The following is a 17501-nucleotide window of genomic DNA, read 5'->3' as shown; positions in this document are numbered from 1 at the left end:
CGGTCGGCCAGCTCGGCGACGCGCATGTCGAGCGCGACGCACTGCTCCGGCGTCAGATGGCACAGGTCGGCGATCGCCTCTGGGGCGCCTTTCGCGGCGATCACGAAGTCGTTGCCATCTGGGGAGCGCCACACGTGGCTCAGCGCGAGCAGGTGCTCCGAGAGCGCGTACTCTCGCACGAGCGTCCAGTCGGAGTGCAGGTGCTCGGTGTCGGCGAGATAGCGCTGGCCCAGCGCCTTGAAGGCCGTGTCCATCGGGTCGAACGGGTCGACAGGACTTGCCAGGACCGCAAACTCGACCACTTCATGGAAGCGTTCGGGCAGCGTCTGCTCGTCGATGGTGTAACTCTCGCCGGCTACCAGCAGGTCCCGCACGGTCATGCGGTTCTGGGTCAGGGTGCCGGTCTTGTCGACGCACAGCACGGTCGCCGAGCCCAGCGTCTCGACCGCAGGCATGCGCCGGACCAGTACGTGACGCTGCGAGAGCCTCCATGCGCCCAGCGCCAGGAAGACGGTCAGAACGACGGGGAACTCCTCGGGGAGCATCGCCATGGCCAGCGTGATGCCTGCCAGCGTGCCCTTGAGCCAGTCGCCGCGTGTCAGCCCGAAGACCACTACCACGATCGCGCAGAGCAGCAGCCCTATGATCAGCACCCGACGAACGATGACGCCCACTTCAAGCTGCAGACGAGTTCGCTGCGGCTCGACCTTGTTCAGCGCACTGCCGATACGGCCAAGCTCCGTCTGGGCGGCGGTGCCGCGCACGAGACACACACCTTGTCCCTTGACCACGAGCGTGCCCGAGAACACGAACGGCGTGTCGTCGCCGCCCGGCGCTCCCATGTCCAGCACGCCACCGCAGCCCCGTTTGCGTACCGGCACCGACTCGCCGGTGAGCAACGACTCGTCGATCGACAGGTTGCTGCAGTCCAGCATCACGCCGTCGGCAGGAACGCGATCGCCCTCCGCAAGCAAGACCGTGTCGCCGCGCACCACTTCGCGACCGGCGATTCGGCGTTGGACGCCATCGCGCACGACCAGCGCTCGCGGGCTAGACAGGTCGCGCAGCGCCTCGACGGCACGCTCGGTCTTGCCCTCTTGATAGAACGTGATCGCCATGACCACAACCACGAACGAGAGCAGGATGACGCCATCCATCGGCTCGCCGAGGAGGAAGTTCACCGACCCTGCGGCCAGGAGCAGCAGCAGCATCGGCTCGCGCACGACCTCCCACGCGATCTCGTACCACGTCCGAGGCTTGGCCGAGGGAAGCTCGTTGGGGCCCTCGGCGCGCAAGCGTCGGTCGGCCTCCTCGGAGGTCAGGCCTTCAGTGGCGCGGATATCGATGTCGGCCGCTTGCACGACTCTCCCTCACAGTGAAGCGTGGCCAAGTACCTGCCCGCTCATGCGCACCGTTCGCAGATACGAACCGGCTCGGAATACGCCGATGGCCCCCTCATGGTGAGGGGGCCATCGGAACATCCGTTGCGCTGTAGTGTAGACCTAGACAGCGGCCTTCGCGAGTTCGACGAGCTTGGCGAACGCAGCGGCGTCGTGAATCGCCATGTCCGAGAGGATCTTGCGGTCCAGGGTGATTCCGGCCTTCTTCAGACCGTTCATGAACACCGAGTACGACAGGCCGTTGATGCGGGCACCGGCGTTGATGCGAGCGATCCACAGGCGGCGGATCTCACGCTTCTTGTTGCGACGGTCACGATAGACGTACTGCAGCGAGTGCTGGGTCTGCTCTTTGGCGGCACGGTAGCTACGGCTCTTATTGCCGTAGTAACCCTTCGCACGAGTCAGGACTGTGCGGCGCTTCTTCTTTGCACCTACGGCGCGCTTTACGCGAGGCATCGGTCGATCACTCCTTGGTAATGAGAACGGGGGTCGGTGGGACTAGGAGTTCCTAGCCGATGCCCAGACCCTTCTTGATGACATTACTGTCGGCCGGCGAAACGGCCGTCTCCTGGCGAAAGCCCCTCTTACGCTTCGGCGACTTCTTCTCCAAGATGTGGCTCTTGAACGCCTTGCCGCGCATGATCTTGCCCGAGCCGGTGACGCGGAACCGCTTGGCGGTGCCCTTGTGGGTCTTCATCTTCGGCATATGCGCCGTCCTCCTAGTTCTCGCTGGACTCAGACGACTCGTCTGAGTCCGTGGTCGTCTCGGGCGCGGACTCCAACAACTCGTCTTCATCCGTCGTGCTCTCAGACGCGCTTTCCTTGACTTCCTTCTTCTTGGTCGGCGCGATGAGCATGTGCATGTTGCGACCCTCGATCTTGGGCGCGGTCTCGATGATCGCCGACTCGCCGAGCTCGCCGGCCAGCTTCTCGAGAATGTTGAGCCCAAGCTCCGGATGCGCCATCTCACGACCGCGGAACATGATCGTGACCTTTACCTTGGCGCCACCGTCGAGGAAGCGGATAACGTGCTTCTTCTTGGTCTCGTAGTCATGCTTGTCAATCTTGGGTCGAAACTTGATCTCTTTGATCTCGACCTTGGTCTGGTGCTTGCGTGCGAGCTTCTCCTTCTGGGTCTGCTCGTACTTGAACTTGCCGTAGTCCATGATCCTGCACACAGGCGGGTCTGCCAGCGGCGCAATCTCGACGATATCGAGGTCCTGCTCCTCAGCGATTCGCTGGGCATCTGCCATTGCAAAGATGCCGAGCTGGCTGCCGTCGATGCCGATGAGGCGACAACGTGGTGCGCGGATGCGCTCGTTGATCCTCGGTTCCGTGCTGCTGCTGATAGGCAGCTCACCTCCGTGTTCGTTCGGGCCGAGCCGATCGGCCCGCGTCCATCCTAGAAAAACAAAACTCCCGCAGCCGGTGGCCTGCGGGAGATACAGCCGACGATGGTGCGCTTACAACAGAGCGCGCCTCATATCGTCGTTCGCATCGACCAGACAGCCGCCGTGTTGGCGCCGCAAGGTGGGGACCGGTGCACGCCCGAGATGGGCGGGGTCCCGCTTTTGAGCGGTATTCGGTTAGCCGTCGGAGTATAGCGAGCGTCTGGCCGGCTGTCTACCGGCCAGACGCCACGCCGAAGCTACGGACGAATCGCGAGCACCTTGTCGGCGAACTCCTCGATGCCCTGCGCGCCGATGTCGCCCTCAGTGCGCTCGCGCACGCCGACGGTGTCGGTCTCGGCTTCCTTGTCGCCCACCACGAGCATGAACGGCACCTTCTGCTGCTGGGCCTTGGCGATCTTGACGCGCATCGGCTCGTTTTCCGAGTAGACCTCCACGCGCACGCCCTTGGCCGACAGACGCTTGGAGACGGCGTAGGCGTAGTCGAGGTGACGGTCGGAGATCGGGATGATGACCGCCTGCACGGGAGCGAGCCAGGCGGGAAACGCGCCGGCGTAGTGCTCGATGAGAATGCCGAAGAAACGCTCCATCGAGCCGAGGATGGTGCGGTGCAGCATGTACGGCTGCGCCTCGGTGTTCTCGGCGGTACGGTACGTCAGGCCGAAGCGCGACGGGAAGTTGAAGTCGACCTGGATGGTGGAGCACTGCCATGTGCGGCCGATAGCGTCGCGGAGCTTGATGTCGATCTTGGGGCCGTAGAACGCGCCGTCACCCTCGTTGATCTCGTAGGGGATCTTTCGCTCCTCAAGCGTGTCGACCAGGCTTGCCGTCGCCAGACGCCAGAACTCGTCGTCGCCAATCGACTTCTCGGGACGCGTGGAGACCTCGGCAGTGTACTCGAATCCGAAGACGCCCATCACGTAGTCCACAAGCTCGAGCATGCCGATGACTTCGCCGTGCACCTGCTCGGGCGTGCAGAAGATGTGAGCATCGTCCTGCGTGAAGCCGCGAGCTCTCATCAGGCCATGCACGACACCCGACATCTCGTGACGATAGACCGTGCCGAACTCCGAGAGACGCATCGGAAGGTCGCGGTAGCTGCGCACGTCGTTGTCGAAGATCATGACGTGGCCAGGACAGTTCATCGGCTTGATTGCGTACTCGTTGATGCGACCGTCGCCCTCGTCGATGTTGAAGAAGTACATGTTCTCGCCGTAGAAGTCGTAGTGTCCGCTAATCTTCCAGACGTCGGTCTTGTAGATGTGCGGGGTGATGACTTCCTGATAGCCCCGCTCGTAGAGCACGCCACGCAGCCACTCCTGCATCAGACGCAACGTCCGTGCGCCCTTGGGGTGGTAGAGCGGCAGCCCGGCACCGGCGACCTCGTGGAAGCTGAAGAGGTCGAGCTCCTTGCCTAGCTTGCGGTGATCGCGTCGCTCGGCCTCCGCGATGCGAGTGAGATAGGCATCGAGGTCCTTCTGCGTGAACCAGGCAGTGCCGTAGATGCGCTGCAGCATGGGGCGGTCGCTGTCGCCGCGCCAGTACGCGCCGGCGATCTTCGTGAGCTTGAACGCGCCGATACGGCCGGTGGTGGGAACGTGGGGGCCTCGGCACAGGTCGGTGAAGGCACCCTGCCGGTAGATCGAGATGGTCTCGCCCTCCGGCAGTTCCTGGATCAGCTCGCGCTTGAGCTCCTGCTGCTCGAACTCGTCCCAGGCCTCAAGGCGATCGACCTCGGTTCGCTTGAACGGCAGCTCCTCGGCGACGATCTGGCGCATGCGCTCCTCGATGGCGACAAGATCCTCGGGCTGGAATGGCTTTTCGACGCCGAAGTCGTAGTAAAAGCCGTCCTCGATCGCCGGCCCGATGCCGAACTGCACCATGGGGTAGAGGTCCTTGACCGCCTCGGCCATCACGTGCGCCGTGGAGTGGCGCAAGATGTGCAGCGCCTCGGGGCTCTTGTCGGTGATGATCTCGACGGCCGAACCGTCGGGGACGGTCGTGTTGACGTCCACTTGCTGGCCGTCGATCTTGCCAGCGATGGCAGCTTGCGCCAAGCGCGCGCCGATCGACTCGGCGACGTTGAGGATTGTGGCGCCCTCGGCCACGGACTTGGATGAGCCGTCGGGCAGTTTCACGGTGATGTCGGGCATGCTTGGCCTCTATCCCTAGGTCACGTACGAAACCGCCCCGCCAGTAAGCGGGGCGGTCGACGCAGCTTTGCAGTACCTATCTCCTACTGTTGCTTCGTCTTGCAGTACGGGCACACCTGCCAGTTGAGCTTGAGGGCCTTGCCGCACTCCACGCACGGCTTGCGAAGCTTCTTCATGCAGTAGGGACAGATGAGGAAATCCCTCTCAACTGGTTTGAAGCACGAAGGGCACGTGTCGAAGTCCCGTGCGATCTGCGCCTCGCGGGCTTGAATCTCCAGGCTACGCTCACGAGAGTCGTCGACCGTCTCCGGCGGACGAACCACCAGGTAAACGAGCCAGCCAACGAACGGGAAGATCGCCGCGCTCAGGCCCCAGAACCAGCCCATGGCTCCGCGGCGATTGGCGTCACGCCAGGTCCAGAAGATGACAGCGAAGTACATCACGATGGTGAAGAGCATCAACAAGTTCTTGACCAGCGCGTACAGCGGGCTGTTGAAGATCGGATCGAGCAGACCGCTCATGGTCTCCCTTTCAGCAGGCGCCGACACCCCGGCGCACAGGGGCGATTCTAGCAGAAGCCACCACGTCAGCGCCCCGCAAATGGCGCGCGTTTCCTAGCCGTCGTGTAGCAGGGTGCGCGCTTCCCCTGCGGTCCTAAGACTCCCGGTCACAATCAGCCCTTCCGGAGCGCTCGAAATCAGCGCGGCGAGGGCAACGGTCACACTCGGAAACTGGGCTGGCGGCTCGCCCGTCACGGCCCTGACAACCGCCGCCAAGTCGCGGACCGACAGTGCGCGCGACGAGGCTGGCTGGGTGACGGCAAACGCGCCGACGACGGGCGCGAGCGCGGCCACGATACCGGGCGCGTCCTTGTCGGCGAGCACGCCGAGCAGGAGCGCCGGGCGCGTATCGGCGTCCGGGAACGCCTCGCGGATGGCGTCGGCGAGCACGCGAGCAGCTTGGTGGTTGTGCGATCCGTCGATGAAGATAGGCGGCTTGGAGCGCAGCAGCTCGAAGCGGCCGGGAATCGCCAGCGCGGCGAGGGCCGTGCGAGCGCGGCTGGCGTCCAGCGCACGGCCGAGCGCGGCCTCGGCGGCCGCGACCGCCGTCGCGACGTTGGCGGCCTGGTAGCTCGGGGCTGCGATCGCGAGCGCCTCGTAGCGTGCGTGAACGCCGTCGACGTCGAGGACTGTGGCGCCGCCAGGAGCTGAGGGGCGCTCGGCGACTCGGAAGCGAACGGTGAGGTCCTCGGCGACTGGGCTGAAGCCCAGGCCTTCCCGCACAGCGCGCGCGTGGGTACCGACCTCGTCGCTGTGCCGTATGAAGATCGAGTCCAGGCCGTCGGTGCCGGGTCCGAGGACTGGTGCTGACGCCGGCTTGATGATGGCGGCCTTATCGGCTGCGATCTGTTCGACCGTGTCGCCGAGGATCGCAGTGTGGTCGAGCCCGACGCCGGTGATCACAGCAACGCTGGGACTGACGACGCTGGTCGCGTCCCACCGGCCCCCGAGCCCCACCTCGAGAACGGCCACTTCGACACCGCGCTCGCGAAAGAGCCACAGCGCAGCCGCCGTGAGCAGCTCGAACTCGGTGAAACCCTCCGCGGCACCAACTGCACCCTCGCCTCGCAGGCGCTGTGCGGCGGTGACGGCGGCCGAGACCGCGGCCGCGAGGTCGGCGTCGCTAACGACAGCCCCGCCCACCTCGATGCGCTCCGGATAGCGCTGCAGTTCGGGGCTCGTGTACAGACCGGTGCGGCGGCCCTCAGCCTCGAGTAGCGCGGCGGTCATGCGAGCTGTCGACGTCTTGCCGTTGGTGCCGGTGATCTGCACCGACGCGAACGTATCTTGGGGTCGGCCAAGCGCGTCGACCAACTCGGTCACGCCCTCAAGCGACGGGTTGATGCCGAACGTGGTGGCCAAGCGCAGCGTCTCAAGCGCCTCTTCAAAGGTCATCAGCCGCGCCATGTGCCACTCGCCTGTCGCGTCACGCCAGCTCGGCGAGTTGCGAGCCGAGCAGGACGATCGCATCGGAAAGCTCTGTGGCGCGAGCGCGGTCCTTCTCGACGATGTCGGGAGCGGCTTTGGCGAGGAAGCCCTCGTTGGAGAGCTTCTTTTCGAGCCGCTCGAGCTCGAGTGCGTACTTCTCGCGCTCCTTGGTCAGGCGTGCGGCTTCGGCCTCGAAGTCGACGAGCCCCTCGAGCGGAACGTACACCTCGAGGCTTCCTGCGACCGAGACTGCGGAGTGCGCGGGCTTCTCGGCGGTGCAGTCGACCGTGAGACTGCCCAGTCCGGCAAGCGCCGAGATGAGCGACGACTCGCCCTCGAGCAGCACGGCCTCGGCCTGCGGCGCCTTGACGACAACCGCAAGCTGCTCGCGGGGCGACACTCCGTAGCGGGCGCGGACGGCACGAATCGCGACGACGACCTCCTGCACCAGCTGGATCGATGCCTCGGCGCCGTCGTCGGCGAAGCGCGAAAGTGCCGAGGCATCCGGCCAGCTCGCGATCATGAGCGACGCGGCGCGGTCGGCCTCGGGGAGCGGCAGGTTGCCCCAGATCTCCTCGGTGACGAAGGGCATCATGGGGTGGAGAAGACGCAGCGACGTATCGAGCACGTAGACGAGAATGCGCTGCACGCTCAGACGCTGCTCGGGGGTTCCGCTGAAGAGGCGATCCTTGGCCAGCTCGATGTACCAGTCGCAGTACTCGCTCCAGAAGAAGTCGTACAAAGCGCGGGCCGTCTCGCCGAACTCGAACGTGTCGAGGCCCTCGTCGACGCGTAGCGCGAGGTCGGCCAGGCGCGAGAGGATCCAACGGTCGGCGACCGTGTGTGCTACCGGTGCCCCCGGCTCGTAGCCGTCGAGGTTCATCATGACGAAGCGGCTTGCGTTCCAGATCTTGTTGGCGAAGTTGCGGCTGGAGAGCAACTTCTCCTCGGCGAACTTGAGGTCTTGCGCACCCGTGACCTGCAGCATCAGGCCGAAGCGCATGCCGTCGGCACCGTAGTGGTCCATCAGGTCGAGCGGATCGACGCCTGTCCCCAGCGACTTGCTCATGCGCTTGCCCTCGGCGTTAAAGACCGTGGGGTGGATGATCACGTCGCTGAAGGGAATCTCGCCCTCGTTGAAGTACATCCGGCCATGACCATTCGCGCGACCCACAGGAACAGGATGTCGCGGGCGGTCGACAGGACGTTGGTCGGGTAGAAGTACGCGAGCTCTGGCGTATCGTCGGGCCAGCCGAGCGTGGCGAACGGCCACAGCTGCGAGGAGAACCACGTGTCCAGCACGTCCTCGTCCTGGCGCACGTGCGTCGAGCCACACTTGGGGCAGACGGTGAGGTCTTCCATGCTCGCGACCATCTCGCCACAGTCGTCGCAGTAAAACACCGGGATGCGGTGTCCCCACCACAGCTGCCGAGAGATGCACCAGTCGCGGATGTTATCCATCCAGTGGTAGTAGACGTTCTCCCAGCGCTTGGGATGAAACTTGGTGCGGCCGTCGCGAACCGCCTGAATAGCCGGCTCGGCGATGGGCTTCATGTCGACGAACCACTGGTCCGACAGCCACGGCTCGACGACCGTGTGGCAGCGGTAGCAGTGGCCGACCGAGTGGACATGCTCGTCGGTCTGCACGAGCAGACCGGACGCCTCGAGGTCCGCCAGCACGCGCTTGCGCGCCTCGTAGCGGTCGAGACCGGCGTAGACGCCGCCAGCCTCTGTGATCGTGGCGTCGGCGTTCATGATGTTGATCTTCTCGCAGCCGTGACGCTCGCCGATCTCGAAGTCATTGGGGTCGTGCGCGGGCGTGACCTTGACGGCTCCAGAGCCGAAGCTTGGGTCGACGTATTCATCGGCGACGATGGGGATCTCTCGGCCCACAAGCGGGAGGATGACTGTGGCGCCGACGAGTGACTTGTAGCGCTCGTCATCGGGATGCACGGCGATGCAGGTGTCGCCGAGCATGGTTTCGGGGCGGGTGGTGGCCACGACAACGAAGTCCACGCCGCCGACCGGCTCCTTGAGCGGGTAGCGTAGGTGCCACAGGTGGCTGTCGACATCCTCGTGCTCGACCTCGATGTCGGACAGCGCGGTGGCACAGCGCGGGCACCAGTTGATGATGCGGTTACCGCGGTAGATGCGCCCGGCGTCGAACCAGTCGACGAAGACGCGGCGGACGGCCTTGGCGTAGCTCAGGTCCATCGTGAAGCGCTCGTTGTCGTAGTCGCACGAGCACCCCATCGCTTTGAGCTGCTCGATGATGGTGCCGCCGTACTCCCGGCGCCACTCCCAGCAGGCCTCGATGAACGCCTCGCGGCCCACGTCGTAGCGGCTCTTGCCCTCCTTGGCGAGCTTCTGCTCGACCTTGTTCTGAGTGGCGATGCCCGCGTGATCGGTGCCCACGACCCACAGCGTCGGGCGCCCCTGCATCCGCGAGCGGCGAATGACGACGTCCTGGATCGTGTTGTTCAGCGCGTGGCCCATGTGCAGGTTGCCCGTGACGTTGGGCGGCGGGATGACTACCGAGAACGGCTCGACGCCTTCGACGATCTCGGCGCCGAAGTATCCGCCCTCCTGCCATGCCGAGAAGATCGGCCCTTCGACAGCTTTGGGGTCGTACGCCTTGGGCATCTCGGTCACGGTCTTCTCGCACCTTTCGTTGGCTGAGCGGGGCTACACGGGCACGCACCTGCGATTCTACCAGTACGAATGACGATGGCCGCCTCGTGAATGAGGCGGCCATCGGGACGTTCGGGTCGAGGCACCGCCGTCTACGCGCCTGCGGCACCCTCGATAGCGTCCTCAGCAGCACCCTCGCACACGAGAGTGGGCTCGGCGCCATCGCGAACGACCGTCTCCGTGATGACGACCTTCTGGACGTCGGTGCGGCCCGGCAGGTCGTACATGAGGTCGAGCAGCATGCGCTCCATGATCGAACGCAGACCACGAGCACCGGTGCCATGCACGACGGCCTGCTCGGCGATCGCGACCAGAGCGGTGTCGGTGAACTCCAGCTGCACGCCCTCCAACGAGAAGAGGCGCTGGTACTGCTTGACGAGCGCGTTCTTGGGCTGCGTCAGGATGTGCACGAGGTCTTCCTCGGTCAACTCCTCGACGTGCGTGACCACCGGCAGACGGCCGACGAACTCGGGGATCATGCCGAAGCGGTTGAGGTCCTCCGGGAGCACCTGACCGAGCAGCGCGCCGGTGTCGTGCGTCGCGGAGTCCGAGAGCTCGGCGTTAAAGCCGATGCCCTTGGTGCCTACGCGATCGCCGATGATCTTCTCGAGGCCCACAAAGGCGCCGCCTAGGATGAACAGGATGTTGGTCGTGTCGATGCGGATGAGCTCCTGCTGCGGGTGCTTGCGGCCGCCCTGCGGAGGGACAGCCGCCTCGGTGCCCTCAAGGATCTTGAGGAGCGCCTGCTGCACGCCTTCGCCCGACACGTCGCGGGTGATCGAAAGGTTCTCGGCCTTGCGAGCTACCTTGTCGATCTCGTCGATGTAGATGATGCCGACCTCGGCACGCTTGATGTCGAAGTCCGCGGCGGTGATGAGCTTGAGCAGGATGTTCTCGACGTCCTCGCCCACGTAGCCGGCCTCGGTCAGCGCGGTGGCGTCCGCGATAGCGAACGGAACCTTGAGCACGCGAGCGAGCGTCTGCGCGAGCAGCGTCTTACCGCAGCCAGTTGGGCCGAGCAGCATGATGTTGCTCTTGGCGAGTTCGACGTCATCGGCGGTCTCGGCAGGTGCGAGGTGCACCCGCTTGTAGTGGTTGTAGACCGCGACCGACAGGACCTTCTTCGCCTGCTCCTGACCCACGACGTAGGAGTTCAGCGCCTCATAGATCTCGCGCGGCGCGGGCAGGTCGTCGAGCACAGGCTCGAGTGCAGCTTCCTCGGCAAGCTCGTCTTCGACGATGTCGTTGCACAGTTCGATGCACTCGTCGCAGATGTAGACACCCGGTCCGGCGATGAGCTTCTTGACGTGGCGCTGGCTCTTACCGCAGAAGGAGCACTTCAGCGATTCGGGCCCTTCGGGGGTGCGAGGGGTCATTCAGGCTTCTCCTCGATGACCTTGCGGCTTTCGACGACGGCGTCGACAAGACCGTAGGCCTTGGCGTCGTCGGCGCACATGATGTTGTCGCGCTCGGTGTCCAGGTGGATGGTCTCCTTGGACTGACCCGTGTGCTTGGCAAGGATTCCGTCGAGTTCGTCACGCATGCGAAGCATCTCTTTGGCCTGGATCTCGATGTCCGTGACCTGCCCTTGCGTGCCGCCCCACGGCTGGTGGATCAGCACACGCGAGTGCGGCAGGGCGTAACGCTTCTCGGGCGCACCGGAGGCGAGCAGCACTGCGGCCATGCTCGCGCACTGGCCCACGCACACGGTGGAGACGTCCGACTTGATGTACTGCATCGTGTCGTAGATCGCCAGACCCGAGGTCACCGAGCCACCTGGGGAGTTGATGTAGAGGTTGATGTCCTTGCCCGGATCGGCGCTGTCGAGGTGCAGGAGCTGAGCGATCACGAGGTTGGCCACGTGATCGTCGATCTCCGTGCCGAGAAAGACGATGCGCTCGTTGAGCAGTCGCGAGTAGATGTCAAAGCTGCGCTCGCCTCGGCTGGTCTGCTCGATGACGATAGGCACGAGGGCTTTGATGTCAGGGATCATGTGATTCTCCTCGTTGTTTCCAGAGCGGTTCGAGGTGGCTTAGGCTTCGTCGCTCGCAGGCGCCTCATCGGCGGAAGTGGCGGGCTCCTCGGACTTCGAGGCCTCGGTCTTCTTCTTCGGAGCGCGCTTCTTGGCCGTCTTCTTCGTACCCGCGTCGGCGGCGAATAGCTCCGGCGCCTTCTCGTCTGTTTCGACCGCCTCTACATTCTCCATAAGCCAGCCCACTGCGCGGCGATGCATGACGCCTTCGGCGATAACCGCCATCAAGCCCATCGCCTTCCACTTCTCGCGAGCTTCCTCGACGCTCATCTTGGACGCGCTGGAGATCTCCTTGAGTTCTTCCTCGAGGTCCGCATCCGTTACCTCGAAGCCAAGCTTGCGGAAGAGGGCCTCAAGCGCCAGGTCCTCGCGGACGAGCTGCTCGGCGTCGGCGGCCAGCTCGGAGCGGAACGTCTCTTGGGTCAGGCCCGTGATGCCCGCGTACTGCTCGAGGGTCATTCCCTGGTCGCGCAGGCGCGCATTGAAGTCATTCTCGAGGCTCGTGGCGCGGCTATCGATCATCGCCTTGGGGATGTCACCTGAGACGCGCGCGGCCAGAACCTCGCGTGAGCGCTTCTCCTTTGCGCGGTCGTACTCCATCAGGCGCTGGACGTCGAGACGGCCGCGCATGTCCTCGCGCATAAGCTCGACGGTCTCGAAGCCCATCTCGCCCGCGAACGCGTCGTCCACCTCGGGAAGTACCTTGGCCTTCACCTCGTGGATCGTGACGTCGAACTGTGCCTGCTTGCCGACGTACTCCTCGTTTGACGAGGTGTCCGGGATGGTGAACTCAACGCGAGCCTCCGAGCCGGACTTAAGGCCGAGGATGGCCTCATCGAACTCCGGCGGCATCAGACCGCGACCCATCTCGTAGAGGTACTTGTCGACCTCGTTGCCCTCGTAGGTCTCGCCATCCACGTAGCCGATGAACGACAGCAAGACGAAGTCGTCGGTCTGGATGCCGCGGTCCTCGACGGGTTGCAGCGATGCAAAACGCTCACGGATCTCTACGAGCTGCTCGTCGATGTCGGCATCGTTCACTTCACGACGCGGGACCTCGACCTTGATGTCGTCGTACGAGTCCAGCTCGAACTCGGGGCGTAGCTCGACCTCGACAGTGAACGTGTACTCGGTATCAGGCTGCACGGTGTCGAGCTCGCCGAGCTCGGGGGACTCGATGGGGCGGAGGTTCTCGGCATCAACGGCCCGCGGATACCAGTCGTTGACGAGGCCTTCGGTCGCCTCGGCCAGCACATACTCGCGTCCGACATAGTTATCCACGACGGGGCGCGGCGCATGGCCTTTGCGGAAGCCGGGGATGCGTAGCTTCTTGCCCATAGCGCCGTAGGCCTCGGCGATCGACGCGTTGACGTCGGAAGCGGGGACGGTGACGGTGAGCTTGACTGTCGTGCCTTCGAGGCGCTCGACGGATGTGGTCAGCACAGACGGATCCTTTCCAAAGAAGCGTTTCTCCGGCGCCGGCCGGCAGGTTGAAGAGGCTGGTGCGGGCGAGAGGACTCGAACCTCCACGAGTTTCCCCACTGGAACCTAAATCCAGCGCGTCTGCCAGTTCCGCCACGCCCGCATGTGACACGGTCAAACATCATAGCAAACCCGCTGCCTTGGTGCCGCGCGCGTCACGGACGAACGCGCGAAGCCAGTACTCCCAGAACGCCGGGACTTCGCGGGCCACGAACAGCGGTGTCTGCCAGATGGGTTCGATCTGGCGCGCCGGGACCGTTCGCACGTCCCAACCAGCCGCGAGGTAGGCGAGCTTGACTCTCGGCAGGTGGTAGCCCTGACTGACCGCGAGAACGCGACGCATCCCCTGCTTCGCGAAGATCGCCGTGGTGTTGCGCACGGTGGCGTCGGTGTCGATACCCTTCGAATCCAGCACTATCGCCGAGGCAGGCACGCCGGCCTTCTCGGCTGCCGAACGCATGACCGCCGTCTCATCCTGCCCGTTGGGCTCCACGCCCCCCGACATGACGAGCTTGCGCACGAGCCCGCCACGGTACAGCTCGATGCCGGTGGCGACGCGATCGCGCAGGGAGGGCGAGAGGCTGCCGTCGTCGAAGACACGCGCGCCGAACACCACTGCGGCATCGGCCTTGGCGCGATAGTCAGACGAGCCGAAGAAGGCGACCTGCGCCAGCGGGAAGAGAAGAACGACCAGCAAGAGCCCGGCAACCGCACCGACGTGGTCGGCCACCGTGAGCTTGCCCGGCCGTTGACCCCACACAGCCCAGCCGAGCAGGGCGAACACGACGGCGATGACGAGCGAGAGCGGGAACACCAGCCCCGGCGAGAAGCTCCCGGCTCCCCACTCGCGATAGAACGTCGCGACGTTTTGTAGCGCGACACCCGCCAGCGCCACGCATGCGACAAACGTGAGCCAGCGACGCCACGTCGCCAAGCGCGGGGACACCCCGAACGCGAGCAGCACGAGCGCGCATGCCACGGATAGCGCCTGCGCTGCCGCGGTCGGCAGGAAGCGGGTGTCGATCCACCAGAGGTCTTGGCTGGTTCCTGGGCTCAGCGATGTCGCGAGCGTATTGGCCAGCGAGTAGAGGCCGACGAACAACGCTGTTCCTCGAGCAAGCGCGAGTGCGATGAATGCGCCGCTTTGCCTCGACCAAGCGGCGAACCTCGTCTTGTTGCGAGCCAAGAAAAGCCCCCTCGAGCCGAACGATATGACCTGCCACATGCTAGCCGACCGCACTGACATGGATGCCGCACGTCGCCTAACCGACAACACGGGCAACACCCCCTCCCACCACCGCTGCGCGGCTGCGAAGAGGGCTCGTGTCGAGTGGCAAGAGGGAATCGAAGTGGGCCTCGGAACGGAAAGCGGAAAGACAGGCCCCCAACCTCGGGAACCTGCCTTTGAGAGAATCATGGTGGGCCGCCGGGGGGTCGAACCCCGGACCTTGGGATTAAGAGTCCCCTGCTCTGCCATCTGAGCTAGCGGCCCATTATGAAAGCGCCCTGCGAACCGCTTGCAGTATGCGCGTTTTCAACTCACTCATGGGGTGGGTAACGGGGCTCGAACCCGCGACCTTCGGAGCCACAGTCCGACGCTCTAACCAACTGAGCTACACCCACCATAAGTGACTTTGGCACGCCCGGAGGGATTCGAACCCCCGACCTAGAGATTAGAAGTCTCCCGCTCTATCCAGCTGAGCTACGGGCGCGTAAGACGTCGTCCTCAAGGCTTGTGCCGCGAAGCGGTACGGTACCTTCGGCGACGCAGGTTGTCAATGGAGCGGCCGACGGGACTCGAACCCGCAACAGTCAGCTTGGAAGGCTGATGCTCTACCAATTGAACTACGGCCGCAGATTGGTCGGGCCGACAGGATTCGAACCTGCGACCCTCTGCTCCCAAAGCAGATGCGCTACCAAGCTGCGCTACGGCCCGACACGGTTAACCCGCGCCGCCCCTGCGTGGGCGGAAACGAGCGACCCACAGTGTAGCGAGGCGCTCCGTTCGGGGCAACGCCGAGAATCACCGAGCGTCCAGCCTACACCTCAGCTTCGGCCGGTTCGGGCACGATCTCAACGTGAGCGTGCGTCTCCTCGGCGTGCACGTAGTGGCCTCCGCGCAGCCACGAAGCGAGTGCCGCAATCAGGCACATGAACGAAGAGAACATCAGTACGAGCTTCAGCGCGCCTTCGAACGGCGTCGCAATCAGACGTGGGAAGAACTGCTTGCCGATCAACACGGCAGCGTCTCCGTGAGGCAGCGAGTGCAGAATCGGGCCGAGCAGCGAGGCCAGCGGGTTGTAGCCGAGGAACGCGGCGAACAGGTAGCCGGTGGGGGGCATGCCCGCGAGCTTGGTGGCCACGGCGGCCGGCACGTGGTGGGCCAACAGACCACCCGACATCGTCGCCGGGACGCTGGCCACAAGGCCGGCGACCATCAGCGAGAAGAAGATGCCCATCGAGAGTGGCTGGCCGGTCATCTGCGCCGTCGAGCGCATGCCCGACGCGACGCCTCGATTCTTCGCCGGCACGCTGTTCATGATCGCCGCGGTGTTGGGCGCCGAGAACATGCCGAAGGCGACGCCGTCCATGAAGAGCAGCACGGCGAACGCCGGGTAGTTGAAGTCTGCCGGCAGCAACGTCAGCAGAGCGAAGGTCAAAGCGGCAAGCAGCATGCCGCCGGTGGTGAAGCGGCGCGCTCCGTACTTGTCGGAGAGGCGGCCGAACGTCGGGCCGGCAATCAGGAAGCCGAACGTGAGCGGGAGCATGCAGATGCCTGCCCATATCGGCGTCTGCTCGAAGCTGAATCCGTGAAGCGGCAACCAGATGCCTTGCAGCCACATGATGAACATGAACTGCATCCCGCCGTTGGCGGTCTGAGACAACAGCACCGCCAGGTTCCCTGCGGCGAACGCTCGAATACGGAAGAGCGACATGTCGAACATCGGGTCCTTGATGCGCAGCTCGATGATGACGAACACGACGAGCAGCAGCAGACCTCCGCCAATCATCGCCCAGACTGTCGGGTTGCCCCAGCCCATCGGCGAGCCGCCGTACGGTGTGATGCCGCTGGTCACGCCGAACAACACGAACCACAGGCCCGCGGCGAAAGTCACCATGCCGAGCCAGTCGATGCGCGCCGGGTGACGCTCGCCGGTGTCGACGAGCTTCCAGTACGCCCAGACGGTGCCGAAGATGCCGATGGGGACGTTGACGAGGAACACGAGGCGCCAGTTGATGGCCGCCAGGAATCCGCCGAGCACGAGGCCGATGAACGAACCGGCCAGCGCCGCGATCTGGTTGATGCCAAGCGCCATACCGCGTTCCTCGGCTGGAAAGACGTCGGTGATGATCGCCGCCGAGTTGGCCATGAGCATCGCACCACCGACCGCTTGGATCATCCGGAAGACGATGATCTGGATGGCCCCGGCGGCGCCGGTACTCCACACCGCCGAGAGCATGATCGAAGCGCCTGTGAACACCACGAACCCGAGGTTGTACATGCGGACGCGGCCGAAGATGTCGCCGATACGCCCGAGCGTCACCACCAGGACCGCCGTGACTAGGCCGTAGCCCATCAGGATCCACAGCAGGTAAGCGAAGTTCTCGGGCGCAAGCGGGTTGAGGTTGATCCCGCGGAAGATGTCGGGCAGCGAGATCATCACGATCGAGCTGTCGAGGACCGCCATGAATACGCCGAGGGTAGTGTTGGTCAGCACGGTGTACTTGTAGGGCATCCCCGCGCGCTTTGGCTTGGCAGGGCTCGCGGCAGAACTCACGTAATCACGCTCCAACAGGAGAAATGGAAAGGCCGACGCCGCTGGCGCCGACCCGATCAGGATTGACCAACTGTAGCAGATACATCGCTATTAGCGATGCAACGGCTTGGTTACCGTGCGCTATGGGTGACCGTGAACGCTACAACTCACGACGTTGGTATTGGGGTCGAAAGAGTAGGTACCGCCGGAAGGGCACTTGGCATGAAGCTGGGCGACCACGCTCGCTACGTCGGGATAGACGCCGGTATCGGCGTTCACCAAGTCGATCGCGAGCTTCATCTGGCTCATGGTGGCGAAGCATTCGTCCTTCTGCTGCTGCGCTATCTCGGCTTTGCTGGGCCCGCAGGCGACCACGCTCAGCGCCGCAAGCGCGAGCACAACGGCGAGCGATAGGCGCGCAATCCACCGGGCGCGGCTCACTGTCCCGCCAGCTTCCGATGGAGGTCACGCAGCGCCGCGCCGCGATGGCTGATCGCATTCTTCTCGGCGAGCGGGAGCTCGGCCATGGTGTGGCCAGGCGTGGCGTCGGGCAGGAACAGCGGATCGTAGCCAAATCCGTTTGCACCT

The 17501-nt window shown here is 64.5% G+C and carries 14 protein-coding genes, 6 tRNA genes and 1 pseudogene; all 21 read right to left on the bottom strand.

Features of this window, described 5'->3' with window-relative positions; genetic code table 11:
- Positions 1 to 1361 (bottom strand): HAD-IC family P-type ATPase (locus tag P4L93_01000; protein MDR3685523.1); only part of this gene is annotated, 1361 nt, incomplete at its 3' end.
- 141 nt (positions 1362 to 1502) lie between these two features.
- Entirely contained in the window at positions 1503 to 1856 is a 354-nt protein-coding gene (rplT, locus tag P4L93_00995) for a 50S ribosomal protein L20 (protein ID MDR3685522.1), read from the bottom strand.
- Positions 1857 to 1908: 52 nt separating this feature from the next.
- Entirely contained in the window at positions 1909 to 2106 is a 198-nt protein-coding gene (gene rpmI / locus P4L93_00990) for a 50S ribosomal protein L35 (protein MDR3685521.1), read from the bottom strand.
- Between the two features lie 13 nt (positions 2107 to 2119).
- Positions 2120 to 2755: a translation initiation factor IF-3 gene (gene infC / locus P4L93_00985; protein MDR3685520.1), complete on the bottom strand. Its 636-nt coding sequence runs from the start codon at positions 2753 to 2755 to the stop codon at positions 2120 to 2122.
- A 293-nt stretch (positions 2756 to 3048) separates the two neighbouring features.
- Positions 3049 to 4962, bottom strand: a complete 1914-nt coding sequence (gene thrS, locus P4L93_00980; GenBank protein MDR3685519.1) for a threonine--tRNA ligase — start codon at positions 4960 to 4962, stop codon at positions 3049 to 3051.
- A gap of 83 nt (positions 4963 to 5045) precedes the next feature.
- Positions 5046 to 5483, bottom strand: coding sequence for a zinc ribbon domain-containing protein (locus P4L93_00975; protein ID MDR3685518.1), 438 nt, complete (start codon positions 5481 to 5483; stop codon positions 5046 to 5048).
- 93 nt (positions 5484 to 5576) lie between these two features.
- Positions 5577 to 6929, bottom strand: a complete 1353-nt coding sequence (locus tag P4L93_00970) for a Mur ligase family protein (protein ID MDR3685517.1) — start codon at positions 6927 to 6929, stop codon at positions 5577 to 5579.
- 19 nt (positions 6930 to 6948) lie between these two features.
- Positions 6949 to 9593, bottom strand: a pseudogene (locus P4L93_00965) (valine--tRNA ligase).
- A 140-nt stretch (positions 9594 to 9733) separates the two neighbouring features.
- Positions 9734 to 11017 (bottom strand): ATP-dependent Clp protease ATP-binding subunit ClpX, encoded by a 1284-nt coding sequence (gene clpX / locus P4L93_00960; GenBank protein ID MDR3685516.1) that lies wholly within the window; start codon positions 11015 to 11017, stop codon positions 9734 to 9736.
- Positions 11014 to 11634: an ATP-dependent Clp endopeptidase proteolytic subunit ClpP gene (gene clpP / locus P4L93_00955; protein MDR3685515.1), complete on the bottom strand. Its 621-nt coding sequence runs from the start codon at positions 11632 to 11634 to the stop codon at positions 11014 to 11016. The genes clpX and clpP overlap by 4 nt, the downstream gene beginning before the upstream one ends.
- A gap of 39 nt (positions 11635 to 11673) precedes the next feature.
- A complete protein-coding gene (tig, locus tag P4L93_00950) occupies positions 11674 to 13116 on the bottom strand; it encodes a trigger factor (protein ID MDR3685514.1) in 1443 nt (480 codons plus the stop codon).
- 57 nt (positions 13117 to 13173) lie between these two features.
- Positions 13174 to 13258, bottom strand: a tRNA-Leu gene (locus P4L93_00945).
- Positions 13259 to 13276: 18 nt separating this feature from the next.
- A complete protein-coding gene (locus P4L93_00940) occupies positions 13277 to 14341 on the bottom strand; it encodes a YdcF family protein (GenBank protein ID MDR3685513.1) in 1065 nt (354 codons plus the stop codon).
- Positions 14342 to 14571: 230 nt separating this feature from the next.
- Positions 14572 to 14647: transfer RNA gene (locus tag P4L93_00935), tRNA-Lys, on the bottom strand.
- Between the two features lie 54 nt (positions 14648 to 14701).
- A tRNA-His gene (locus P4L93_00930) sits at positions 14702 to 14778 on the bottom strand.
- A gap of 12 nt (positions 14779 to 14790) precedes the next feature.
- Positions 14791 to 14867: transfer RNA gene (locus P4L93_00925), tRNA-Arg, on the bottom strand.
- Positions 14868 to 14934: 67 nt separating this feature from the next.
- A tRNA-Gly gene (locus P4L93_00920) sits at positions 14935 to 15010 on the bottom strand.
- Positions 15011 to 15014: 4 nt separating this feature from the next.
- Positions 15015 to 15091 (bottom strand) — tRNA-Pro (locus P4L93_00915).
- Between the two features lie 103 nt (positions 15092 to 15194).
- Positions 15195 to 16892 carry an MFS transporter gene (locus P4L93_00910; GenBank protein MDR3685512.1) on the bottom strand — a complete coding sequence of 566 codons (1698 nt, stop codon included), beginning with the start codon at positions 16890 to 16892 and terminating at the stop codon, positions 15195 to 15197.
- 162 nt (positions 16893 to 17054) lie between these two features.
- The gene (locus P4L93_00905) at positions 17055 to 17354 is read right to left on the bottom strand and encodes a hypothetical protein (protein ID MDR3685511.1); all 300 of its coding nucleotides are present in this window, start codon (positions 17352 to 17354) and stop codon (positions 17055 to 17057) included.
- On the bottom strand, positions 17351 to 17501 hold a 151-nt coding region (locus P4L93_00900), incomplete at its 5' end, for a non-canonical purine NTP pyrophosphatase (GenBank protein MDR3685510.1). The genes P4L93_00905 and P4L93_00900, both read right to left, overlap by 4 nt.

The sequence above is a fragment of the Coriobacteriia bacterium genome (assembly GCA_031292615.1).
In the GTDB taxonomy this organism is placed as follows: Bacteria; Actinomycetota; Coriobacteriia; order Anaerosomatales; family JAAXUF01; genus JARLGT01.
This window is presented reverse-complemented; position numbering and strand designations above follow the sequence as displayed.